The organism is Flavobacterium sp. HJJ, from assembly GCF_015351475.1.
Lineage (GTDB): Bacteria > Bacteroidota > Bacteroidia > Flavobacteriales > Flavobacteriaceae > Flavobacterium > Flavobacterium marginilacus.
Map to the genome: position 1 here is coordinate 167,979 of NZ_JADKPR010000007.1, position 26,373 is coordinate 194,351.

The 26,373-nt window shown below is 36.7% G+C and carries 13 protein-coding genes; 1 reads left to right on the plus strand and 12 read right to left on the minus strand.

What is annotated here, in order from left to right; genetic code table 11:
- Nucleotides 1-104 precede the first annotated feature (104 nt).
- Nucleotides 105-2,390 (plus strand): GH92 family glycosyl hydrolase, encoded by a 2,286-nt coding sequence (locus tag IRZ80_RS08035; protein WP_194641038.1) that lies wholly within the window; start codon nt 105-107, stop codon nt 2,388-2,390.
- Between the two features lie 91 nt (nt 2,391-2,481).
- Here the strand turns inward: IRZ80_RS08035 and IRZ80_RS08040 are convergent, their stop codons facing one another.
- The 12 genes from IRZ80_RS08040 to IRZ80_RS08095 form a co-directional block, all read right to left on the minus strand.
- A complete protein-coding gene (locus IRZ80_RS08040; RefSeq protein ID WP_194641039.1) occupies nt 2,482-3,615 on the minus strand; it encodes an acyltransferase family protein in 1,134 nt (377 codons plus the stop codon).
- Nucleotides 3,616-3,709: 94 nt separating this feature from the next.
- Nucleotides 3,710-4,360: a DUF1349 domain-containing protein gene (locus IRZ80_RS08045; RefSeq protein ID WP_194641040.1), complete on the minus strand. Its 651-nt coding sequence runs from the start codon at nt 4,358-4,360 to the stop codon at nt 3,710-3,712.
- A 184-nt stretch (nt 4,361-4,544) separates the two neighbouring features.
- The gene (locus IRZ80_RS08050; RefSeq protein ID WP_194641041.1) at nt 4,545-6,761 is read right to left on the minus strand and encodes a glycoside hydrolase family 3 C-terminal domain-containing protein; all 2,217 of its coding nucleotides are present in this window, start codon (nt 6,759-6,761) and stop codon (nt 4,545-4,547) included.
- A gap of 196 nt (nt 6,762-6,957) precedes the next feature.
- Complete coding sequence (locus IRZ80_RS08055) at nt 6,958-8,595, minus strand: DUF6377 domain-containing protein (RefSeq protein ID WP_194641042.1); 1,638 nt, start codon at nt 8,593-8,595, stop codon at nt 6,958-6,960.
- Between the two features lie 179 nt (nt 8,596-8,774).
- A complete protein-coding gene (locus IRZ80_RS08060) occupies nt 8,775-11,195 on the minus strand; it encodes a sugar-binding domain-containing protein (protein ID WP_194641043.1) in 2,421 nt (806 codons plus the stop codon).
- Nucleotides 11,196-11,255: 60 nt separating this feature from the next.
- On the minus strand, nt 11,256-13,472 hold the full coding sequence (locus IRZ80_RS08065) for a family 43 glycosylhydrolase (RefSeq protein ID WP_194641044.1): 2,217 nt from the start codon (nt 13,470-13,472) through the stop codon (nt 11,256-11,258).
- A gap of 404 nt (nt 13,473-13,876) precedes the next feature.
- On the minus strand, nt 13,877-15,460 hold the full coding sequence (locus IRZ80_RS08070; protein ID WP_194641045.1) for a glycoside hydrolase: 1,584 nt from the start codon (nt 15,458-15,460) through the stop codon (nt 13,877-13,879).
- 119 nt (nt 15,461-15,579) lie between these two features.
- Nucleotides 15,580-18,408, minus strand: coding sequence for a LamG-like jellyroll fold domain-containing protein (locus IRZ80_RS08075; protein ID WP_194641046.1), 2,829 nt, complete (start codon nt 18,406-18,408; stop codon nt 15,580-15,582).
- Between the two features lie 189 nt (nt 18,409-18,597).
- Nucleotides 18,598-20,244 (minus strand): glycoside hydrolase, encoded by a 1,647-nt coding sequence (locus IRZ80_RS08080; protein WP_194641047.1) that lies wholly within the window; start codon nt 20,242-20,244, stop codon nt 18,598-18,600.
- Between the two features lies 1 nt (nt 20,245).
- Entirely contained in the window at nt 20,246-21,853 is a 1,608-nt protein-coding gene (locus IRZ80_RS08085) for a RagB/SusD family nutrient uptake outer membrane protein (RefSeq protein ID WP_194641048.1), read from the minus strand.
- 11 nt (nt 21,854-21,864) lie between these two features.
- The gene (locus tag IRZ80_RS08090; RefSeq protein ID WP_194641049.1) at nt 21,865-24,897 is read right to left on the minus strand and encodes a SusC/RagA family TonB-linked outer membrane protein; all 3,033 of its coding nucleotides are present in this window, start codon (nt 24,895-24,897) and stop codon (nt 21,865-21,867) included.
- Between the two features lie 46 nt (nt 24,898-24,943).
- Nucleotides 24,944-26,341 (minus strand): hypothetical protein, encoded by a 1,398-nt coding sequence (locus IRZ80_RS08095; protein WP_194641050.1) that lies wholly within the window; start codon nt 26,339-26,341, stop codon nt 24,944-24,946.
- Nucleotides 26,342-26,373 lie beyond the last annotated feature (32 nt).

Below are 26,373 nucleotides of genomic sequence, written 5' to 3' on the forward strand. Positions count from 1 at the left end.
TTATTCATGACCACTTTAAGCTTAACTAAAATAATAATCAGCAAAGAAAATTATTCTTTATTTTTACGCTTAAAAGTATTTTCTTATCTATCAATAAGTATCCAATGAAAAAATTCTTTCTCTCTGTCATATTCTTAAGTTTCTTTCATACCAATGCACAGCAGAATCTGGTTCAATATGTAAAACCAATTATCGGCACTGAAAAAATGGGACACACTTATCCCGGTGCAACAGTACCATTTGGAGCCATTCAGCTCAGCCCGGAAACCGATACAATCTCTTATGAATTGAATGGAAAATACAACGGCGAAGTTTATAAATACTGTGCCGGATACCGCTATGAAGATAAGACCATAGTCGGTTTTAGCCACACACATTTAAGCGGAACCGGACATTCGGATCTTGGTGATTTTTTGATAATGCCAACGCAGGGAAAACTGCAGTTAAATCCAGGAACAGCTTCTAACCCCAAAAATGGCTACCGTTCGGGATTTTCTCATGCTAATGAAACTGCCGAAGCCGGCTATTATAAAGTAAAATTAGACGATGAAAATATTTTAGCCGAAATAACCGCCACAACCCGAGTTGGCATGCATCAGTATACTTTCCAAAAATCAGATGAAAGCCATATTATATTGGATTTAATGGCTGGAATTTATAATTATAATGATAAAAATGTCTGGACGTATGTTAGAGTTGTAAACGACACTCTGGTTACAGGCTACAGGCAGACGAACGGTTGGGCAAGAACAAAAACCGTTTATTTTGCTATGGCTTTTTCCAAACCTTTCACTCAATACGGTCAGAAGAATTATGAGGCCAAACAAGCGTACAGAGGTTTTTGGGGAAAATTTGATCAGAATAAAAACTTCCCTGAAATAGCCGGAAAACAAATCAGAATGTATTTTGATTTTAAAACCAATGAAGCTGAAAAAATTAAAATAAAATTTGCAATATCTCCAGTAAGCCAGGAAAACGCGCTGCAAAATATGAAGGCAGAAATAAAAGACTGGGATTTCGAAAAAGTAAAAACCCAAGCACAAGCCATTTGGAACAAAGAACTGAATAAAATTAAAATCACTGCTCCCGATGATGTCAAAGTTAATTTTTATACCGCCATGTATCATACTTTTATAAATCCTACAGTTTATACTGATGTAAACGGTGAATATAAAGGCCTGGATCAAGGCACGCATAAAACTGACGGTTTTACCAATTACAGCACTTTTTCACTGTGGGATACTTATAGAGCACTGCATCCTTTTTTCAATATTATTCAGCCTTCGCGAAACAATGATATGGTAAAATCAATGCTGGCACATTATGCCCAAAGCAGTCTTCACATGCTGCCTATCTGGTCACATTATGCCAATGATAACTGGTGTATGAGCGGTTATCACAGTGTATCTGTAATTGCCGATGCGGTTATAAAAGGAGTTTATAACGGAGATCCAAATGAAGCTTTACAAGCCTGCGTTACTACTGCAAAACATCGGGATTATGAAGGTATTGGCTATTATATGGACTTAGGATATATTCCTGCCGAAAAAAGCGGTGTCTCGGTATCAAATACTTTGGAATATGCATACGATGACTGGTGCATCGCCCAGCTAGCCAAAAAACTGAATCAGCCTGAAATTTACAACGAGTTTATAAAACGCTCTGAAAACTGGAAAAATAATTTTGAATCAAAAACCGGTTTTATGCAGCCTAAACTGGCAGACGGTACTTTCAAAAAAGAATTTGATGCTTTGAGTACCAATGGTCAGGGATTTATTGAAGGCAACAGCTGGAATTACAGCTTTTTTGCACCGCATAATCCAGAAGCCTTAATTAATTTAATGGGCGGAAAAAAACTGTTTGCTTCTCGATTAGACACTTTATTTACAATGCATTTACCTGATTCGTTTTTTGCCGAAACAGAAGATATTACCCGAGAAGGAATCATTGGCGGGTACGTTCATGGCAATGAGCCTGCGCACCACGTTGCTTATTTTTATAATTGGACAGACCAGCCTTGGAAAACACAAGCGCAGGTCCGAAAAATTTTAAATATGCAGTACAAACCAGCTCCCGATGGATTGGGCGGAAATGACGATTGCGGACAAATGAGTGCCTGGTATATTTTCTCTTCACTGGGATTCTATCCTGTTGCTCCGGGATCTGATCAATATGCATTGGGATCGCCTCTTGTGAATAAAGCAGAACTCACATTGGATAACGGTAAAACTTTTACAGTTGAAGCCATTAATCAAAGTGCCAAAAATGTCTATGTTCAAAAAGTGCTTTTGAACGGACAGCTTATCCATAGTTTATCTATCAATCATGCTGATATAACTAATGGTTCCAAAATAACCTTCTATATGGGCTCAAAGCCTAAAATAAAATAGTCCAGTCCTTGCCAATTGCGAGTTACGTCATTAAAAACAAATAGCCTTTGAAATCAAAGGCTATTTGTTTTTAAATTATATCTGCATCCATTTATTCTACTGCAACAGGTTTCTTCTTTTGAAATTTGTTCTGAAGCCAATTGCGTACAGGTTCATCGTATAATTTCAAACACAAATAAGCTATTAGAATACTGGCAATTAAAACTCCTATACCTAATACATAACCATTTTCCAGCGAAACTTTATTGTCTACAACCCAAGCGGTATACCAATAAACGAGCGGATAATGCGTGATATAAATTGGATATGAAATATCTCCTAACAGCTTGCATATTTTAAGGGAAAACGGGTTTTTAATTTCGCCTCCTGCACCAATTGAAACAATTAGAGGAAAAACAAGAATAATACAGAAAGATTCATATAATCCATTCATCCATAAACTGTTTTCGTCTCCAATTCTTGGCACACTAAGACCAATTGCAATCAATAAACTGCAGACCCAGAAAGCCCCCTTTACATGAATTAGTTTTCCTAAACGGGAAAGCAGAATTCCTGCAAAAAACGGATACAACAAACGGGTAAACCCAATATTCATCTGTTCTAAATTCAATGACCATCCGCCGATTACATCGCCTTTTGGACCAAAAACAGTATAATTGACAAGTATTCCGGCAAAAATCAAAACAAAAACAGAAAGCACTTTGTTAGAGAATTTTCTAAAAATTAATGCGTATAAAATATTGGCTATATATTCAAAAAACAGCGACCACGCAGGACCATCCAGCGGATGCATTTCGCCCCAGCCCCTGATCTCCAGAGACGGCGGAATTGGAAGCAATGTGAAACCAATAACCATCGTCAGAATCAATTTCCAGACTTCCATTTTGGCAATCATCGGGAACAAAATATCCGAAGCCTGAAAATAATAGAAAATGGCTCCGATAATCATTCCCATAATAACCATCGGCTGCAAGCGGATCAAACGCCGTTTATAAAACTCCCATTGTGTCATTTTTCCCCAGCGGTCATCGTATGCATACGCAACAACAAATCCTGATAAAAGAAAAAAGAAATCCACAGCCAGATAGCCATGATTGATAATCTGTTTGAAACGGTTTCCGCCGTTAAACGCTTCAAAAATATGAAAAGCAACGACTAAAATTGCGGCTACTCCACGTAAACCGTCTAGAATTTCATAATGTTTTTTGGGTTTAATATCTGTCATAAAATAGTTGATTGTTGATAATTGATTGTTAATGATTAATGGTAACTGCAAAATACAAACATTTCATTATATCATTAACAATCAATAATTAAAATTACTCTTGGTGATTTTTAAGCCATTCCGTCCTGCGCTGGTCTGGCAAATGTTTTACAGAGAAGTTTTCGAACTTGGCTTCAAAACCTTTTCCGTCGGGTGAAGCTGCCATTAAACCGACCATTACAGGCTTGTTATCTTGTAACGGAGAATTTCTCGTCATGATATATGTTTTATCGTCATACGAAAAAAAGACTTCAACAGCATCTAATCTTCTTACGACTTTAATCCAAACAAAAGGCGGTGCTTTTTCCAGAGCTGTTACGCTCCAATCGCTTTTATCATGCGTTACGACAGTACTGATGTTAAATTTTCCGTCTACAAATTCAACTCCGGTTTTAATATAGTTTTTTTCATCAACCCGAATCATTAATCCCATTTGATCAAAACGAGCTTTATAATCTCCTGTTAATTTCACTTTTGCTTCAAACTCTCCACCATAATCTGCATAATAAAAAGGGGCATCATCAACGGTAAATCCATAATGTGAAATCCGCCAGTAATCACTGTTGGCAGTAACATTCATAATCAATGCATTGTTTTTTATTTCCCACTTTTCAGGTTCGTTAAACCATTGCATTTTGTTTAAACTTTGAGCAGAAAGATTTTGCAATGACAAACAGACAACTGCAAATAATACTATTTTTTTCATGTTATTTAAATTTTAAAACAATAAAAGTGTTTTCTTTTTAAACCATTAAGAGATTAAGGAAATAAAGCCTTTATGACTTAATGATACTTAATACCTTAATGGTAAAAAATAAAAATTTAATTTTAAAAAGCTGCAACTTTTACAATTACAGCTTTGCAACCAACCACCTTAGAAATAAATGAATCTATTGAAGTGAAAAACTCACTTTAGATTTTATATCTGCAGATGATGCTCCAATTAAAGCTTCAAAAGCTCCAGGCTCGGCAACCCACTCGTGTTTTTTATCGTCAAAGAAACTTAGGGCAGTTTTGTCAACAGTAAAAGTTACCGTTTTTTCTTCGCCCGCTTTAAGCGAAATTTTCTCAAAACCTTTTAATTCTTTTATCGGACGAACCAAAGACGATTTTAAATCACTGATATAAAGCTGAACAATTTCAGCCCCATCGCGGTTTCCTGTATTTTTTACTTTAACCGAAAATGTAATCTGGTCTCCGCTTGACAATTGCTTTTTATCTGCAGTTACTTTACCATACTCAAAAGTCGTGTAACTTAAGCCGTGGCCAAAAGGGAACAATGGTTTTATCTTTTGCTTTTCAGCCCAGCGGTACCCGACAAAAATTCCTTCTTTATAAGTTACTTCGTCACCGCCTGGGAATTGTCCTAAAGCATGTGCTCCGTTATCATTTAATTTAACCGGGAAAGTAAATGTCAGCTTTCCAGATGGATTCACATCTCCAGCCAGAACTTTAGCCAAAGCTGTACCTGCCTCAGTTCCTAAAAACCATCCCTGCACAATTCCGGGAACTTCATTTACCCATGGCATAGCCACCGCATTTCCCGAAATATTTACAAAAACCACATTTTTATTTACCTTAACCAATTCACTGATTAGTTTATCCTGATTGTATGGCAGTTCTAAGCCTTTACGATCCTCTCCTTCGGCGTCCTGATGATCGCTTTTATTCAAGCCTCCGAAAAATAAAACTACATCAGCATCTTTCGCCGCTTTTAAAGCTTCGGCGGTTAATTCTGCTGGAGAACGTTTGTCTTCTAAACTAACTTTTGCAGCAACTCCATTATACTTACTAGTCGGATCTCCTACGTAGCCGCGAGCGTAAACAATTGCTGCCTGGCTGCCAATTCTCTTCTTTAATCCGTCAAGAGGCAATACTTCGTATTTTGCTTTAAGCGAAGAACTTCCTCCGCCAACAGTCATCATCTTGATCGCATTTTCTCCAATGACAGCAATTTTCTTGGTTTTATTCAAGTCAATCGGCAGAATATTATTTTTGTTCTGAAGCAGTACAATTCCTTCTTCAGCGATTTTTAAACCAGCCTCGGCATGTTCTTTTGTTCCAAATGATCCAAAAGGTCTTTCTCTATTCATCGTAGTCAAGAACGATAAACGCAGAATACGGCGCACTTTTTCATCTAATTCTTTTGTTCCGATTTCCCCTTTAGCAATCATCGTTGAATATGGTTTTGCCAGATAATAGTTATCATACGCATTGCTTGTTCCCCATGAAAGTCCATTAGTCCAAGAACCAAATTCCATATCCAGACCATTATGAATCGCTTGATTGGTATCGTGAACTCCTCCCCAGTCTGAGATTACAACTCCTTTGAATCCCCATTCGCCGCGGAGAATATTATTTAACAAAAACTCATTATGACAGCAGTGCTGCCCTTTGTATCTGTTGTACGATCCCATAATAGCCCAAGCATCACCTTCCTGAACAGCTGCTTTAAATGCCGGCAGATAAATTTCATACAGCGCACGGTCATCAACATTTACGTTTACGGCATTGCGGTTTGTCTCCTGATTATTTAAAGCAAAATGTTTTACGCAGGCTGCAACTCCGTTTGACTGCACCCCTTTAATATAAGGCACAACCATTTTTGAAGTAAGAAAAGGATCTTCGCCCATATATTCGAAGTTACGGCCGTTTAATGGTGTTCTATAAATATTTACGCCTGGTCCTAACAATACATTTTTATTTCGGAAACGTGCTTCCTCACCAATTGATTTTCCATATAAAGAAGCCATTTCCTTATTCCATGTGGCAGATAAAGCAGTAAGTGCAGGAAATGCAATACACGAATCATTTGTCCAGCCTGCCTGATCCCATTCGTCCCATTTTACTTCGGTACGAATTCCATGCGGTCCGTCAGTCATCCAGTTTTCTGGAATTCCCAGACGCGGAACACCTGGCGAACTGAATTTTGACTGCGCATGAATCATCGCAATTTTTTCTTCAGTTGTCATTTTAGAAAGTGCATCTTCTACACGTTCATTAATAGGTTTTTTATCGTCAAGATAAACTGGAACTTTATTTTGTGCATTCACTCCGAATGAACCTAATAATAGTAAAAAAACAATCGTTTTAACATTTTTAAACATACCACATAATTTATTAAATCATTAAAATACTATCAGGACATTTTAGCATTTCCTAATAATATTGTAAAACTAAAACGTAATAGTATGTGTAGGATTTTTAAACAAAAAAAGTAGTGAAATAAAAAATCAAAACGCTGAAAAACAAATGATTAAAACAAAAATAAGATTAAAAAAAGTAGTGCTTTTACAATGAAAATCAGCCTTTCGAAGGTAATAATCCAATTTTCATAACTCTTTCCTCAAAATCATTTCGAGAGACAGCGGCTTTATTCCGGGCTTTGGTCCGATAGTTATAAATCGTGCTTAAAGAGTAACGAAGAAATGCTGCGATTTTTACGCTGTCTGTTATCCCAAGACGGATTAATGCAAAGATGCGGAGTTCAGTATTCAGCAATTCTCCCTGCTTCAATACAACCTGTTCTTCACTGATGAGTAATGCATTAAAGTCTTTTACAAAAGTCGGATACAGATTTAGAAAAATTACATCAAAGTTCTCATACAGTTCTTCCAGTTCTTTTTCAACCAGAGTAGTCGATTTCAGCATCTTGAAAATTTCATCAAACTGTTTGAGTGCTGCTTTTTTGTTTAGAATAACACGGTAATTTTCTAATTTATTGATATAACTGGAGCACAGACTGAAAAAATGTGCAATATATTCTTCTTTAATATGATTGGATTCAGATAATTGGGCATTTCGTTCCTGCAGCTGGCTGTTTGTTTCTGTAATATCCTTGTTTAACTCGGCTAATTTTTGGCTTGTCGCAAAAAGTTCTCCACGAATTCTGGATACTTTTTTCATTTGTCGAGAAACATAAATCACAGCCAAGATCAGAAACACCGAAAGTAAACTAATGCACAAAAGGTATATCTGCAATTCGCTTTTTCTTTGGGCTTCTCTTTCTAAATAAGCGGTATTTATAATCGAATAAATTTCAGACATTAACAGTGTTCGAAACTGAACATTGCAGTAAAGTGCGTCTTCAATTGCCGACTGAGTGAGCTTATAAGCCATATCAACATCGCCAATTTCGTAAAAAACCAATGCCAATTCCTGAAGTGAAGCATTGTCTTTTATAGCATTTTTAATATCTGCAGCAGCAGAAAGCGCATAATATTTTTTCCTTAGTTCTAACTGCTTCGTAGTTTCATAAATTTTACCAAAAAGGTACGTAATCATCGCGTACTGCGAATCTTCCTCTTTTGTATTTTCTAATAAAACCGATAATTGTTTTAGGGCAAGAGTATATTTTTTATTGAAAACATTTTTCTGTGCCTGGTTAATTTTAAACTCCAATGTTCGAGGATTTAATACCCCTAACAAAGAGTCTCTATATTTTCCTATTTGTTCAATATATTCTCTGCTTCTGCTATTTGCGTTATAATGCTCGAAAAATTCCCGATACACCATATAATAATTTGGAAGCAGTGATTTGGTCAATGTTTTCTTATTGATGCTTTTCAAAATAGCTTCCGATTCACGGTATTTTCCAGATGAAGAATATAGGTTGGCCAATTGCAGTTTAGCTAAATCCGAAAAAGCTTTATTTTGCAGTTCTGCTGCAATTACAAGATTTTTTTTGACATATAAAATTGCAGAATCAGAATCGAATTTTTGGTATTCAGCATATAACGTTTTGTTGTAATTGTATTCCTGTTCCTTCGATAGATCTTCGGATTTAATTTTTTTGAAATTCAGAATGCGCTGCTCCTTTACTTGAACATATTTCGATTTATTTTTTAAAGCATCATTTAACTTATCAAAAATAGAATCAGCCTCCGATGAATAACCCGAATAACTTATTGTAAGTAAAAAAAAAAGCAGGTAATTTTTCAAACTGAATAATGGCTAAATGATATGGATTACAAATATAATAAAGTGAATAGAATGTTTTTGATTTCTATTTACAATTAGAAAACATAAAAGCTGCTCCTCATATGAGAAACAGCTTTTACTAATTAACAAAACTGAAACTTATTTTTAATTTCTTAGAAAACTATTCAAAATTCTGCTGGTTATTTTACCTGAATAGTAACCTCTGCTGGTTTCAACCAAGTGCTGGTAAAATTAACTTTTATAGGCTCACTGCCTCCTGTTGACTGAATGTAAGCAACAAGATGTCCGTGAAATGCTCTCTGAACATTATCAGTATAATCACCCATATCGCTGTTATTTCCAGCTTCCAATCCTAATAAAGTACCTGAACCGCTCACTGCGCAGGTAATTTCATTATCAGAAAGTATTACAGGCAGTCCTTTTTCATCCAATACCTGAACGATCACTTTGGCAACGCCGTCTTTATTAACAGTGATATTTTTTTCATTAACCACCAAAGCATACGGCTGCTGAGAAGAAACAATTGAATATCTGCTTACAACCTTGTTATCATCGCTAAGTCCTATTGCTTCTAATTTACCCGGAGTAAAAGGAACATCCCAATAAATCACGCCTGTATTTTCGTCGTATTTCTTTTCTTCACCAATAACTTTTCCGTTTAATTCTAAGCGGGCTTTGGCTGCGTTAGTGTAACAAACCACTCTAATGATCTGGCCTTCATTGTAATTATTCCAGATAGGCCAAGCATCTTTAGAAAGTTCTTTTTCATTATTGCTGATGTATGTTCCTGCATAAATCATTGGTTTCTCAGACCATAATGACTGACGGAAATATCCTCTTGGCTTAATAATTCCGGCAAGATCTACTAATCCAGAATAGAATCCTCTTGATGGCCAAGCATTCGATTCACCTAAATAATCAATACCTGTCCATAAAAACTGTCCAAATATATGCTCGTTATTTTTTACTGCCAGCCATGGTCCCATATCATGAACATTCTCACTTCCAAAAATCACTCTGCTAGGATATTTTTTGTGATCCGAACCATATTTGCTTTCTGTGTAATTATATCCTGTGATATCTAAAGCTCCTGGATATTCTGTTTCGTTAGACATTGCAACACCTGCAAGGCCTGCTGTTGTAGGACGGGATTTATCATATTTTTTCACAGCTGCTACAAGACGTTTGGCTATACCGCCAAGACGCATTGCATCTGGTGCATCTTTTTTGTAACCGCCATAATTGGCTTGTCCAAAGCCGTCTTTTCCATTATCCAGAACAGGGTGTGAATACGGGTCATTTGGATAATCAACTTCGTTACCAATACTCCATCCAAAAACAGAAAGATGATTGCGGTCACGGCGTACCATGTCCTCTAAATCTTTCTCACCCCATTCAACAAAAATATCATTAGAACCTTCAAAACCTGGAGTTCCTACATTCCATCCTGTTAACCATTTACGTTTTGGAAATTCCCACTCATCATATGCTTCATTAAGAACTAAGATTCCTAATTCATCACAAAGAGCATAAAAATCTGGTGCCTGAGGATTGTGGCTTGTACGAATAGCGTTTACGCCTATTTCTTTTAAAGTAATCAATCTGGTTTTCAAAACCTCTCTTGGTACTGCAGATCCTAAAACTCCAGCGTCATGGTGCAGACAAACTCCTTTCATTTTCATCCATTTACCATTCAAAGCAAAACCTTTATTGGCATCGAATGTGAAATTTCTAAAACCTGTTGATGTAACTGTTTTATCGATTGTTTTCCCATCCTTTAGAACAGTTGTTTTTAACTGATACAGATTTGGGTGTTCTAAATCCCATAATTGAGGATTTTTTACATTTATTTTGACTGCAGTTTTGTTTTCTTTGTTGGCATCAACAAGCACTTTTTGAGAACTTTTGGCAACTGTTTTTCCGCTGTTGTCTAAAAGTTCATTGACAACTGTAAGATTTGCTTTTGCAGATGAACCGTTTTCCAAAGCTACTTCAACATTCAAAGTCCCAGTTCCATTAGCAACTTCTGGATAGGTATAAACACCCCATTGTGCAATATGCACCGGATTTGAATAAACTAACCATACATTACGATAAATTCCTGATCCTGAATACCAGCGGGAATCGGCACTCTTACTGTGATCAACACGTACAGCAATGATATTATCTTCTCCATATTTCACAAAAGGGGTCGCATCATAAGCAAAAGAAATATATCCGTTAGGGCGTTTTCCTAAAGAATGACCGTTAATAAAAACTTCGCTTCGGTTGTACACACCTTCAAAATATAAATAGACTTTTTCGCCTTTCTTATTTTGAGGAATATTCAATGATTTTCTGTACCATCCAATTCCTCCGGGAAGATAACCTTGACAGCTCGCCAAAGTTGGACTCAATCTCCCCTCCACGCTCCAGTCATGAGGAACATTTACTGATTCCCATTTAGCATCATCGTATGAAGTGTTTTGTGCACCCGAAGCATCCTCCAGCGTAAACTTCCAGTTGTCATTAATTTTTTTTGAATCCCCAAACGATATCTGGCTAAAAGCTGATAAGCAGGAAAAAATAAGAATTGGTAATGCGAGCTTTTTAATAGTCATTATGTATTTATTTTAATTATTCATTCGTATATTTTGATTGATGGTCTTTTCTTGATGAGCTTATTTTTTGACAGGCTTTATTCCTTCATGAGTAGGAGTTACAGGCAATATTGCTCCATTCTTGTCAAACTCCATTTTATCAATACAGACTTCCCTATTGAATCCAGCAGAATTTCCCATTGTTATTCCTTTTGGATAATTGAAACGGTGGTAAACAATGTACCACTCATCTTTGCCCGGTATTTGAATAATCGAATTATGACCAGTTGCAAATATGCCTGCTTCTTTATTTTTTGCGATAACTAAATTGTTTTCCGGGATAGTGATTTTTCCAAATGGGGAATCTGAAATTCCATAACGCACTCGGTAATTTTCGCTTCGGGTGTCATCTTCAGACCATAAAAAGTAGTATTTGCCATTTCTAAAGAATACTGTAGTACCTTCACGGAAAGTTTTATCCGGAGTTATTACCTTAACCGATTCGGGTTTGATAGAAATCATGTCCTCGTTCAATTCGGCACAGGCCATATAATTATTTCCCCAATATAAATAGGTTTTCCCTGTCTGAGGATCTGTAAATACGTCCGGATCTATCTGCTGTCCATCTGTAACTCCTTCAGGAAATTTATTTACCAAAGGTTTTCCTGAGTCTATAAATGGTCCTTCGGGCTTATCGGCTGCAGCCACACCAATTTTCTGGCCAGCTGTGAAATAAAAATAATATTTATAAGTGTTTCCAACTTTTTTCTCTGTAATACAAGGAGCCCATGCATTTTTCTTTGCCCAAGTCACATCTTTTTCGAGATCCAGAATAATTCCTTCATCTGTCCAGTTTACCAAATCAGGTGAAGAGAATGTCTTAAAATAAGTTCCAGACCAGCCGTCAAATCCGTCACTTGTAGGGTAGATATAATATTTAGAAGTTTTTTCAGAATACATTACATCAGGATCGGCATATAAACCATTCAAAGCAGCATTATTAGCAACCGAAGCGGTAACTGACCAAATTTCTGACGGCTTTCCTTGTATAGCAACCGTATATTTTACAGGCCCTTTTGTAAAATCCTGAGGTGTTTTTGGACTAACACTAACACCGGCAAGTTTTGTAAAATCAGGATTGAATGACGCTAAATTTGTTCCCCATTTTACAGGAAGGTGAACTTGTTTTGTGGCTGCGTCAAGTTTTATGTTTATCTTTTTTATCTCTTTTGCTTCAGGAGAACTCAAAATATCATCTGCACTTCCCCATTTGCTTTCCAAACGTGCCAGTTCATCTGCCGTTATTGGCATAACCGTTCCGTGGCGCGGGTGAAAATTCATCGTAACGGCATTGTCAATTACTGAGAAATTCTCTAAATCACTGGTTTTTGTAAACTGATATTTACCTTTGGTATATAAATCATACATAAGGATATAATCTTTCGAATTGTTCAGTTTAAAAACTCCAGCTCCTTCCACAGGATACTTAGTCTGCTGTACATATTTATCATTCAAAACATAACCTTCGGTAAGTTTATCAGAAACTGCAATTTTTATGCCTGCTCCTGCTCCTTCGGTTTTAAAAAACAAATGATATTTATTGTCTTTGAGAATAATTTCACCGTCAATACACGCACCGTTTGTCGGGCTGAAAAACAACTGCTTAGGCTCCGTTTCCAAATCGGTAAAATCAGCATTGGCGTAAGCATAATAAATTTTGTCAATATCGTTTCCGTGCTGCATAGACCAATAAATCATGTATTTGCCTTTTTTTGCATCATATATTGTCTGCGGTGCCCAAACGCGTTTTAAATTTTCTTGGTTTGGATATTTTTTTTGAATATTTATAATCGCTGAACTCCAGTTTATTAAATCATCTGATTTTAATAAAACCATTGCTCTATTAGAATCCCAGCCTTTGTCCGAAGTCATATCGGTGGCAACCATATAGAATGTTTTACCATCTTCACCACGAAGAATATGCGGATCTCTCACACCTCCGGTTGAACTGATCTGCTTAGAATCGATTACCGGCTGATTATTATTTAATGCTCTAAAATTATAGCCATCATTACTTACCGCGAAACGAATCGCTTCTTCATTACCTGAATTACCAGTAAAATAGGCAAATAAATAGGACGTTGTTTTTGCTTTAGAATTCTTTAGTTCTGACTTTGGCAGTTTCTTTTTTGAAACCGACTGCGCGTTAGCCTGCCCAAGAATAACCAAGGCAGTTAACAAAAAAACCAATTTATAAGATTTTTTGTTTTTGATGAAGATGTTTGAATTAGTGTTCATGCTTATTAGAATATGATTAGCTATTTAGATACTTTGACAATTTTGTACAAACCTGTTTTAACCGTTGGCCCAAAGCAATCCCAGCTATTCCATCCCATAGTCCGTTTGGGGGCACAGCTATGAAATTCGGTTTTAGTTTGGGATTGAACTATAAGGCCAATCATTAAAAAAAACAAAACAGGTACTCTTGTTTTACGAAACTTATATACAATCATCAGTATTCTCTTTATTTATAATTGCTTAAATATTGTTTTTTAAGTAATACAGCTATAATATAAGTGTGGTTTATACATTTGTAAATATACCTCAAAAAAATATCTAAAAGCTATCATTATAGAAAAATAATTCCAAATTAGAATTCATTCAGTTCTTATTAAAACTTTAAAATAAATCTCTGTAAAACCTTATTGAAATTCCCCTACGAATGTGACAACAGATCGGGCTGGAATTTCCAGATTATCAATCTTCTGAATGTCCTTTCTGCTCAAATTAGAATTCTCTGATGTTACATAAGGAGTTAATTCATTGTTTTTGAGTGTTCCCTTAGTTAAATCAAATTTGTATTTCTGATTTGATTTCCCGCAGTTTACCGCAACCACTACCAGTTTCTTATTTGCTGTATCTTTATAAGCAGTAATCATTACATCATTTGCAGCAGCCAGTTCGTCTTGATTAGCGACATCTATTCTAAGCATTCCCGGACGCACAAACAATGAGTAATTTCCAAAAGCCCAAAGCAGTTTTGAATCATGAAATTCTCCGTCATTTTTCACATACTCCGGTGCCGTTCCTCCTTTACTATTTCCGTCATCAAGATAAATCAGACCGTCTTTATAATCTACTCGGGTAAGCGATGTCCACCATTGCCATGAAGCCGCATTGGCAAGCGCAATATCATTGTGTATTAAACGCGCAACAAATAATGCCGTCTGCATGCCTAAATCTCTTCCGCCGCCACCGCCGCCAGGAATTTCAGCTTCTCCTGGATTTTCTAAAATACAGTATTCCGACTGCCAGTATTTCAATCCTGGTTTTTGTTTTACATTCGCAGCAATCAGCTTTCTGCTTAAAACCTGTCTGTCAACCGGCCAGGTTGTAAAATAACTATGTCCTGAAATAGTATTCTCGACATTAGAAAGTTTAGAAATATTCGTTTTTGTATTTCCAAAAAAGTAATCTATCTGGTTATCGCGGTTTTCTCCGTTTACATTTTCATACAAATAGTTGATTTGTCCAGATTCGGCAATAACAATTTTGTTATTCATTTTTTGAGCTTTCAGTTTTTCTGAAAGAGATTTTGTCAAATCATAAATTTCCTGATTGGTTGCCGGTGTTCCTTCCTGACTGTTTTTGTCACCATTATTAGCCATCCATTCCCATTGAGGCTCATTTATTGGACTGACATAATCAAACTTTACTCCTTCATTTTTCTCCAATCCCTGAATACTTTTAACAAAGAAATCGGCAAATTTTGGGATAGCTCCTTCTTTCAGATTCAGTTTATTTTTCTGCGTTGCAAATGACAATCCGTTGTTTGTCATATGAACTGGAGGACTGTTTGTAAAAATTAAATATTTTTCGACACCGCGTTTTTTTGCTGCCTGCAAAAACCATCTTTGTCCTTCCTGTTTTGAAAAATCATAAGTTCCGTCAGCATTCAGGAAACATTCGCTTCTTCTCCATTGATCTGAAACCCTGCTGTCTTCACCTTGTTCCATACTTCCTGCCCCGAGATTGAATCTCCAGATAGAAAGTCCGATACCTTTTGGATTTCCCTGTGCATCGATTTCTTTGCTAAACAGTAAATCAGCAATGGCATTCTTTTTTTGTTCCGGCCAATTTTTTCCAACAAACTGACATCTCCATGCATCAGAACCACCAAATCCATCCATGGTCTGTACGACATTATCAGTACTGATGCTAATTGTCCGCTGTGCAAAAGAGTGTATACTCATTAGCAATACAAGCGAAACATATACCTTTTTCATTTTTTTATTCTTTGTATATTAATATTATAACTATTATCAGCTTTTAAGATAACCCTCAAGAGATTCTGCTTATTAACTTGCGGGAAAATCTGTAAAAAATATCATAATCTAAACAAAAATCAATGCCTTACAATAAATTGTTTGACAACTGATTTTTCGTCATTTTTCAATTTTAGTATATAAGTTCCAGATGGAAGATCAGAAGTATCCAGTTCTATATTTTTACTATCACTATACGTTCTGTTTATAACAATTTTTCCTTGCATATCATATACAACAAGAGCTGATGCAGTACTATTCATTTCAGCAAGCCCCATACGCATCACCTCATCAGCAGGAACAGGCCATAATGATACGTTTGCCGCTCCGCTTCCGTTCATCTCATTTGAATCTACACCTAAACTGCTAGAAGCAAGAGCTGCTATTTCGTTTTCAGATAATGTGTAATTGTAAATTCTGAAATCGTCTATATAGCCATTGAATAATGGATCTGCAGTGTATTGGCTGCGGCCGATATAATTAAGAATTGGTTTAAAATCATTTGGGCTTACAGTCGAGTTATCCAGCTGTTTTACTAATTTACCATCGACATACATTTTTAAACCTTTTGTTTTACTTATTGTTACAGCGACATGTACCCAAGTGGAGACTGCTAACTTGTCACTCTCCAATTGAATCTCACCATTCCCATTATTGATTACAAAACGTAAATTACCACTGTTAGCATTGGCAGTTAAAAACATATTTTCATTCACACCATTTCCAAAATCAAAAATTCGCTGCCACTGATTTCCACCTTTCCAATTTACCCATGCTGCAATAGTACTTTCATCATGATTAGCCACATTTGCTGGAAGCTGCAAGAAACCATTAGTACCTTTCAGCGAAATTGCTTTTGAGCCTGTTTTTCCGTCAACAAAGGCAATATCACCGTATGAAGCACTGTGGTTTAATTGAATACTCTTGTCTAATGTATTATCATCAAATTGAAAATGTGCTATAATGTCTTTATTGCCTGTGGCTGCAGCCGAAGTTTCATTCGAATAAACAGAACGATTCAAAGAATAATCTACTGCTTTGATTACATAAAAATAAGTTTTCCCTACAGCAGCCGTATTATCGACAAAAGAAGCAGTTTTTATATTTCGGCCTATTGTATTGTAAGATCCGCCTTTTGATTCGGCTCTAAAAACTGTATAGCCGGCAACATCTGCATCCGTACTAGGCGTCCAGTCTAACCGAATAGAAGCAGCATTAGCTGTGGCTGTTAAATTACCTGGAGCACTGGGAGATACAAAATCTATAGGAGTACCAATAGGGATTAAACGCCATTGCTGCTGCGTCCCTCCAGATTTTTCAGATTGTTCAATATTATCGCCTGTACTGGCAGTCTGCAGACATTTTGCACTGAATCGGCTGCGAATATAAAACCATCCATCCTCGGAATAATCAAGAAACCACTGCTGGTTTACTGATTTAAGATCGTTCCAAACGACAATTTTCCCTCCATCGTCTAATGAATAATTATAGATATCCAGAGACATGCCATTATGCTGTGCTGTAAATGTAAAATAGCTAAAATCACCACCAATCCTAGAATCGACTGGAGTAACATTCCATTGCTGATATGCAGCACTTGAATTATAATTGTATTGACGAAGGCTTGAACCAGCTGAAGTAGAGCCATTCTCAACTTCCAATACTTTTCCGCTTTTGCGGTTTACTAATATATAACGGCCATTTATAACCGGCTGTATATCATCACCCCAAGTAATATTAACAACCCTTTCAGCATTGGTTTGCCCCTTTTGGTAGCCGGTACCCCCTGGCAATTGCATCGTATATTCACGCTGCGGGCCATAACCATCAAAATAAACCTCTTTGTCTTTTGATATAAAACGGTACGAAGTGGCCACAGCCTGTCTTTCAGAAGTTCCTCCAAATGCCTGCACGCTGCCTTGGCTTGTTTTATAAACTGCGGCGGCTGTCCACTTTGGACGATTTTCTGCATAAGCCAATCGTTTTCCGTTTCGGCTTGCTTTTACAAATTCACCTCTTGCAAGTTCGGCGGTTCCCCACCATATTCCGGTCTGCATGCCGTATTTGATGCCAACAATTGCTTCCATTACATTGTGTAATTCATCAGCGGTGGCATACTTGCCGTCAGTTCGGACTTTCTCAAAAAAACTTGCATAACCATCAAATCCACCAGCAAGCTGATGCGTATTCCCTTCATCTAAATTAGCCTTTAACTGATCATACCAATTATGAGCCAGATCGCAATTGAGCGTATTCCCTCCCGAAACACGGATAGCAGAAAAATAAGGATTACTTTTTAGACGAGCTGCAATATCATTAAAGTTTGTAACAGTACCCTGCCCCCATCCATTATCTGGTTCATTAAAAGGTGCTACAGATACTACGGTTCTCCCTTTTCCCTGAGCATATTTTGTACTTGCATAGATCAGCTGTTCCCAGCGTTGGGCATAAGCAGTACGATCACCAGGACTAAACCAGGAAGCTACAAAAGGGTGGTCACAATTGAATGCCACTTTTGTTTTTTCTCCTGTTAAAGCCACAAGAGCAAGACGTCTGTCCAGCCAATCTGTTTGACTGCTGTATGTTATTCCATCTGCTCCTACATAGTTGCCGCTTTGAAATTCACCATTAATCAGTTCACGAGTAGGCTGAAATGATATTCTTACAATATCAACATTTTCTTTGCCCATAAAAGATACGCCTCTGCGCATATTATTTTCATCAGGCCAAGCGGTATCAAGTCCCCATGTAACAGGAGCTGAAATACCACTATCAAAAACACTAAATGGCACTGTGTTATCTGTAATAGGCTGTGCTATTAAGTTATCACTTGTGCTAGACTGTGCATTTATGTTTATTATTCCAAATCCTAACAATAAAACCCCTAATAGGAAATATTTTTGCCTCATGATTGTCAATTGTTTTTCACTTATTTTAACTTATATCAGATAGATGCAAATTGCAGTTCACAAATAGCATGTACAATATGACTGCTAATTATATATACTTTTTTGCCCTGCCTTTTTTTGCCCCTAACAACACTAATTCATGAAATTAGGGGTAAAAAAAGCAAAACAAAGTTCTATCCAAAAAACATTTTACTTGTAGGTACCAACGTATGTTATAACTGATCTTGCTCCTATCTCAAAACCTGCTGCATCTACATCAGTTCCTTTTTTCAGACTTTTAGTATCTGAAGTTGTGTAAGGCGTAAACTTATTATTTGTTAAAGTACCTCCTGAAAGATTCAGTTTGTACGTTCTTGCTGTGTTACTGAAATTTACAGCTACAATTACCAATTTTTTATTCGTCGCATCTTTGTAAGCAGTCAGCATTACATCAGTAGCTGCAGCTGCATTATCCAAACCTGGTATCTGCACCCGCACCATTCCCGGTTTTACAAAGAATGAGAAGTTTCCTAAAGCCCAAAGCGTTTTGGAATCCCTAATGAAACCGTCATTTTTGCAGTAATCGGCATTTCCAGCTCCTTTTGACGCACCGTCATCTACGTGAATCAGACCATCTTTATAATCACCACGGCTAATTGCTGTCCACCACTGCCATGAAGTAACACCTCCAATAGAAATATCTGTACTAATAATACGGGCTGTCCAAAGTGCTAACTGTATTCCTAAGTCTCTTCCAGGACCACCACCGCCAATCAATTCAGAAGCTCCAGGGCTTTCAAGAACACAATATTCAGAAGACCAAAGACTAAGTCCCGGAGCTGTCATAATTTTTGAAGCAGCCAATTGTCTTGAAGTAATAAGTTCGTTCAATGGCCAAGCCTGCCAATAACTGTGACCAGATATTGTTTTCTTTACATTGCTCATTGAAGCAATATTTTTTGTAGAATTTGGTCCAAAGAAATAATCAATCTGACCCGATCTGCTGGCTGTACTGCTCACCGTTTTATACAATGGCTCATAAGCTCCAGCTTCTCCTACAACAATTTGGGAACTAAGACCTTTTGTCTGCAGTTTTGGAGATAAAACAGATACCAAATTGTATATATTTGCATTTGTAGCAGGTGAACCTTCCTGACTTGTTCCATCCCACTCATACTGCGGTTCATTGAAAGGGCTGATATAATCGATTGTCAGACCATGAACTGTTTTCAATTTATCAATTGAATTCACCCAAAAATCTGCCAATTCAGGCATTTTTCCATCCTTTAGATTGTAAAACTCTTTAATACTTGCATGAGCTTTACCATTATTTGTCAAATAAACAGGCGCACTATTTGCAAAAGCTAATAATTTTTCAACACCGCGCTGTTTAGCCGCTTTCATGAACCAAATTTGCCCAGCCTGCTTGTTCATATCATAAGTAACACCATCAGCAGTAAAACATTCGGTACGTCTCCATTCATCGCCTATATCACTTGCATCACCCTGCTCAGTACTTCCTGCTCCCAGATTAAAACGCCAAAGTGATAATCCAATTCCTTTTGGATTCCCATCAGCATCTACATCTTTACTGAATAATAAATCAGCGATAGTGTTTCTTTTATCCTGAGGCCAGTTTTTACCAATGAAATTACACTGCCATGCATCCGAAGCACCAAAGCTTTCCATTGTCTGCAGATTAGCATCAAGATTTACATTCAAATCTCTTGTAGTAGAATTAACTGGTGTTGAATTATCAGTACTATCAGATGAACTGCAGCTTATTAAAGAAGAGTTGATGAAAAGCAAGCCCGCAATCAGCAGGCTTACTTTATAATTATTTTTAACAATAGTCATATTAATAACCAGTATTTTGAGTTATTAAACCACCGCTTAAATCTATTTCCAATTGTGGAATTGGCCATAGTAAATTTTTGGCAGGATTAAAATTGATTCCTTTGTCTTGTGCTTCTTTCAAGTTTGTGGTTTCATAAGGATCTGTAGAGCTTAAGTTATATTTAACAAAAGTTCCGTTTGGTCCCATCAAAGATTCAATAACAGATTTTCCAGTGCTTGGGTCTTTCTCACGACGGATATCAAATAGACGTAATCCTTCGAAAGCCAATTCTAAACGGCGCTCTTTGTAAATTTGTCTCAATAAATTTGGACCAGCCAAACCAACTTTAGGATCAAGTTTTACACGGGCTCTGATAACATTGATATCTGCCAAAGCTCCTCCAGCATCACCTAATTGGTATGCTGCCTCTGCTCTTGTCAAATACATTTCAGCCAAACGGATCAATGGCACATTAAGCGGCAGTTTTCCATCTTTTTTGTCCAATGCACGACGTGTAGCAATTGGAATATAATACTTACGGCAGATACGTCCTGATTTATTATCATTCAAGCTGAATTTATGAGTTGGATTCAATACTTCATCACCATAAGCAGCTTCACCCCATTTAGTGATTGTACTTCTACGTCTAATCACATCATTTTCAGAAACATAGGCGTTTTCCAAGTCACTTGTTGGCATACACCATCCCCATCCGTCAATAACATCTTTTGCATCATTGCTTGGGAAGTTTTTCTTATCCTCGCCTCTTGCACCTGAAAAAGTAGGAAGCATAGATCCTAAATTTTTATCCTGTACAGAAGAAGACTGAGCCTCCAAAATTGATTCTACACCATTATGGTTGTTAACATCCCAGATTTTCAAGAAATCTGCTTCAAGAGCATAAGGCCCTTCAGTGATAACTTTGTTTGAGTATTGTTTTGCTTCTGCCCATTTTCCTTGAAATAAAGATACACGAGCTAATAAAGCATAAGCAGCCCATTTGTTCACTCTTCCGTTTCTGTTAACTGGAATGCTTTCTAATTTTGCAGCAGATTCTTTAAGATCGGCTTCAATTTGTGCATACACAGCAGTAACTGGACTGCGCTCCAATTTCAAATCGCCTGTTCCTAGAGATGTTGTATATAATGGAACAGCTCCAAAATTATTTACAAGCTCATAATAGCAATAAGCGCGTACAAACAATGATTCACCGATATATTGGTTTTTTTGTGAATCAGAAAGCGGCGATAAAGCCATTTTTTCTAAACCAATGTTAGCTGATTGAATGGTATAATAATGAGCGGTATAAATACTGTTCATAGATCCCATATTTTCTGGTGTAACAATGTACTGAGCACAAGGTCTGAAAGCACCGCTGTCCTGTCCTGTATTCCCCATCCATGCATCGTCAGTAGCTGATTCATTTGTCAATCTTGGTGCCAGTAATGTATACCAGTCGTTTGACATTAATAATCTATGCGTTAGTTCGTTTACATAGTTTTCGCATTCTGTCGCTGTTTGAAAATAGTTTTCTAAGGTTTGCTTTCCTCTTTGTTCTTTATCGATAAAATCTTCACAAGAAACTGCAATTAGAGCAAATGCTAGTACTGATAATATTATTTTTTTCATGTTCTTTTTTATTAAAATCCTACATTAACACCCATCAAGATTGTTGGCTGTACTGGATAATTCCATCCTCCAAAACCTGCTCCTTTAACTCTGTCTCCTTTATCAGGATCTCCTCCTGCAACTTCAGGATCAACACCTGTATAGTTAGTTACAGTCCATAAATTTTGACCTGATATAGACAATCTAAGTCTGTCAAGTCCAAACTGATTAAGGAAAGTATATCCAATCTGAAGGTTTTTCATACGCATAAATGACCCGTCTTCAACATACAATGATGAGAATTTTGTAAAGTTTTCGTTGTTGTCATTTTTAGACAGACGCGGTACAGAATTCGAAGTTCCTTCTCCATGCCAAGCCATATCTTCAAGCCCAGCGACTTTATTAGTCAAACTTGCACCATTATATAAGTCAGAAATATTTTGGTTTACAATTTCATTACCAATACTTGCATAGAAGTTAGCAACCAAATCAAAACCTTTGTAAGCTAAATTCAAGTTAAAGCCCATAGTGTAATCCGCCCATGGAGATCCAATTTTTGTTCTGTCCTTATCATCCAGCTTACCGTCACCATTTACATCTTTAAAACGAATATCTCCCACTTGAGCATAAGGCTGTAATTTGGTTCCGTGATCATCTGTATGAGAATTCAGTTCTGTTTGATTTTGGAACAGTCCATCAGCAACATATCCGTAAAAATATCCAGGTTCATCACCTTCAACAGTCAAGGTTCTGCTGTTTGATCCGTATAATTTTTCACCGTCAGCTGACAATGAAATCATATCAACGTTAACAGTTGTAAACGTAAAATCTGCACCATAAGAGAAAGCTCCTTTTTTATCTTTATAAGACAAAATCAAATCAATACCATTCGATTTCATAGAACCTACGTTTGTCCACATCGTTGAATAGTCTGGGAATCCGCTGTAAGTTGGAAACTGTTTCTTGAACAGCATATCTTTTGTTGTTTTTTGATAATACTCTAAAGTTCCTGAAATTTTATTTTTCAACAATCCAAAATCAAGACCAAAGTTAAAATCTTCCACAGTTTCCCATTTAATGTCTTTATTAGCCATAGAAGAAGGGTAAGAAGTATCTACAACTCCACCTCCGATAACATAATATCCTGTCCCAATATTTGACTGATAAACAGCATCTGGTAAATTCTGATTTCCTACTTTACCCCATCCTGCTTTTAAACTAAGATTATTTATCACATCTTTTGTGTTTTCCATAAACTCTTCATTTGAAATTCTCCAAGAAGCTGATGCAGATGGGAAATTCGCCCATTTGTTATTAGCCATAAATTTTGAAGAACCGTCACGTCTGAATGAACCTGTCAAGTAATATTTACTGTCATAGTTATAAGAAAGACGTGAAAGATAAGATTCCAAAGAACTAGACCAACTGTTACCCTCACTCTTAAAATTTTTGGTAGCCGCATTTAGTTCTCTCATAGAATCTGTATTGTTCGGTACTCCTTCTCCGTAGCCCTTTACATCATTTCCATTGTATTCTTCCATTGTAGCACCTACCATTAAAGATAGATTATGTTTATCAGCAAATGTTTTGTTATAGGTTGCTGTAGTCTGCCATGTCCAGTCATGATTAGTCGTATTCTTTCTTTCAATACTATTGATTTCTGCTTTTTCGTGTGCCGCATCAATTACGAAATCTGGTCTGAAAATACTTTGTGTTTTATCACCTACTTCGATAGATCCCTGAGTACGGAAAACCAGTCCTTTGATAGGTTCATATTGTAAATAAGCATTGGTATTCAAATTGTACTGATCAGTGTAATCATCATATCTTGCAACAGAAGCTACTGGATTCCAAACATACGATGGAGAACGCGCATAGACGCTGTATTCATTTTCGGTACCGTTTAATTGGTCTGCCGGTTTGTAAATTGGCGTAATTGGATCAACTTTATCAAAATCGGCCCAGTTCCCTGGTGAACCCCAAGTTTCGAAACGCGGATTTAAAGTAATACCAACCGAAACTTTATCAGAAAATTTGAAATCATTAGCAATTCTTGCCGTAATTCTTTCCCATCCGCCTACTCCGTAAAAAGAGTCCGATTTATAATAGTTCAAACTTGCAGCATAGGTGTTTTTTTCAGAACCTCCTGTTACTCCTATGGAAGCATTTGTTACTGGTGACGATTTTTTGATTCCTGTTCCCCACCAATCAGTAGTTTTTCCTCTGTATTGCTCAGCATTTGGCAGATACTCAGAGTATCCAGAAGCAGTATACGCTTTATTCATAATATTTGCATAGCTTTCAGCATCTGCCATATTATAAGGATTATCCATCATTTGGAAACCACTGCTCAAATCAACATTGAATTTAGGTTTTCCAACTTTACCCCTTTTGGTTGTGATAAGAATAACACCATTTGACGCACGAGAACCATAAATAGCACTTGCAGAAGCATCTTTAAGCACATCCATAGACTCAATCTCATTGTTACTCAAAAAGTTAATACTCGTTCCCATTGGAACACCATCAACAACGTAAAGAGGATCGGTGCTAAGATTTAAAGTAGATATACCACGAATCAATACTCTTGGCTGTGCTCCAGGACCTCCTTGTCCTGTTACCTGAACTCCAGAAACTTTTCCCTGCAGTGATTCAGTAGCATTACCTACAGTCATCGTTTGAAGTTCTCTTCCTTTAATAGAAGAAATCGAAGTCGTTACATCTTTCTTTTTCATTGTTCCATAACCTACAACTACTACTTCATCCAGGTTTTGTCCAACTTGTTCCAAAACAACATCAATTGCTGTTCTATCGCCAACAGTTACTATTTTTGTTGTAAAACCGATGAATGAAAACTGAAGCTCGGCGTCTTTGCTTGGAACTACAATAGAAAATTTACCATCAAAATCGGTAGAAGCAGAAGCTCCTGTTCCTTTCACAATAATATTTGCACCTGGAATCGGCAAGGCAGTTTTGTCCTTAACAGATCCTTTTACTGTTATTTGCGCAAATGCTGCACTACTGCACAACACGGCTATAAATAACCATATAAATTTATATTTCATATCTAAATATTTTATTTATTAAATGTTACAACTAGGTTATAACAAACTATTTTTTTGTTATAAAAGCTCTTTCCAGTTCAGTATCAAGAATTACTTTATACACACCTGGAGCAGCTGGATATTTAGCATTTCCGTTTTCACCTGGTGACATAGTTGCGATACCATTTTTGATAAGTCTCCAAGATGGATTCCACCATTGTCCTGTAAATGTTGCTTCTATAGTTCCAGTAAGCGTATACTCACCCACTAACTGATATGGATTGTTAGGATTGTTTGCTAAATGAAGTCCTGTTTGAACCCATCCATTCCAAGTATCCCAGTTAGCATCTTTGATTCCGCCTCCGCAGACACTTACGAAAGGTCTTCTCTGTGCTTCGTCATCATGCCATAATCCGTTAGCAATATTTGCCCAGACTTTACTTGACGGCGTATATTTTGTAACTGTGTACGCTAATGTATTTGGATTGACTTTTATTTTATAGTATCCTTTTGTTGGTAAAACAATTGGAGCTGCAGTAACATCATCTTTTAAGTTTCCTGATGCGTTCAATCCAAAACAGTGCGGTGCAAAATCTGATTCCTGCCCTAAGAAATAAATTTCTTTATTATCAGCATCAGCATAATATTTAAATTCGAAATCCTGTCCGTTTTTGTCATGGAAATACATTGGAACTCCAACTGCATCTGTAGTAAGGTTAGTTCCTTTTGGCTGATCGCATAAATAAATTGCAGGATACTCATTAGTAGCAACAACATTAATATTTAATGTTCCTGTGTTTGGAATTGCAAATTTATCTCTTGCAGTAATTGTCAACACATAATTAGCAGCTGTTACAGGCAGCGTATATGTTTTGTTGAAAGTATATGACTGAGGTGCACCTGTCAATTGTACAGTTTCATCAATACCTAAAGCAGCACATTTTACCTGAACAAAATCAATACCTGAATTATCGTTAACAGTGAAATTCACAGGCATTTGGTTACTTGTTGATAACAATACAACAGCTCCTTCTTTTGGAGTTATCATAGCTATCGCAGGAGCATCAAATTCTCCGTCTAATCGTAAATTAATATCCTGATCAACTGAATTATTAGAAACGTCTGTTACAGTCAGCTTAATTTTAAAAGCTTCAGATGCTCCTCTGTCAGCAGGAATTTCAAAGAAATAACTTAAATCATAAGTTGTAACCAAAGGATCTGCTGCAAAAACAATCACTTTATCTAATGCTAATTCTGCTATTTGAATTCGTACGCTCTTTAATCCTAAATCATCTGCCAAAGCAGCCTTGATTTCAAATTTTCTATTAGGAGCACCATAAATTTCTGTTGTGCCAACTGTCAGAGTAGGTTTTTCTGAACTTGGAAAATCATCTTTATTATCTTGACATCCCGTAAAAAGGACTGCAAAAAAAGTAAGAAAAAATAAAAATTTAATTTTTTTCATTTCTTTAATTTTAAAGGTTATTTATTGGTTTT

Coding starts and splice junctions, on each gene's coding strand:
- IRZ80_RS08050 (WP_194641041.1), bottom strand. CDS start 6,761: ATGTTTAAAAATGTTAAAACGATTGTTTTTTTACTATTATTAGGTTCA.
- IRZ80_RS08075 (WP_194641046.1), bottom strand. CDS start 18,408: ATGAGGCAAAAATATTTCCTATTAGGGGTTTTATTGTTAGGATTTGGA.
- IRZ80_RS08070 (WP_194641045.1), bottom strand. CDS start 15,460: ATGAAAAAGGTATATGTTTCGCTTGTATTGCTAATGAGTATACACTCT.
- IRZ80_RS08085 (WP_194641048.1), bottom strand. CDS start 21,853: ATGAAAAAAATAATATTATCAGTACTAGCATTTGCTCTAATTGCAGTT.
- IRZ80_RS08065 (WP_194641044.1), bottom strand. CDS start 13,472: ATGAACACTAATTCAAACATCTTCATCAAAAACAAAAAATCTTATAAA.
- IRZ80_RS08045 (WP_194641040.1), bottom strand. CDS start 4,360: ATGAAAAAAATAGTATTATTTGCAGTTGTCTGTTTGTCATTGCAAAAT.
- IRZ80_RS08090 (WP_194641049.1), bottom strand. CDS start 24,897: ATGAAATATAAATTTATATGGTTATTTATAGCCGTGTTGTGCAGTAGT.
- IRZ80_RS08080 (WP_194641047.1), bottom strand. CDS start 20,244: ATGACTATTGTTAAAAATAATTATAAAGTAAGCCTGCTGATTGCGGGC.
- IRZ80_RS08095 (WP_194641050.1), bottom strand. CDS start 26,341: ATGAAAAAAATTAAATTTTTATTTTTTCTTACTTTTTTTGCAGTCCTT.
- IRZ80_RS08035 (WP_194641038.1), top strand. CDS start 105: ATGAAAAAATTCTTTCTCTCTGTCATATTCTTAAGTTTCTTTCATACC.
- IRZ80_RS08040 (WP_194641039.1), bottom strand. CDS start 3,615: ATGACAGATATTAAACCCAAAAAACATTATGAAATTCTAGACGGTTTA.
- IRZ80_RS08060 (WP_194641043.1), bottom strand. CDS start 11,195: ATGACTATTAAAAAGCTCGCATTACCAATTCTTATTTTTTCCTGCTTA.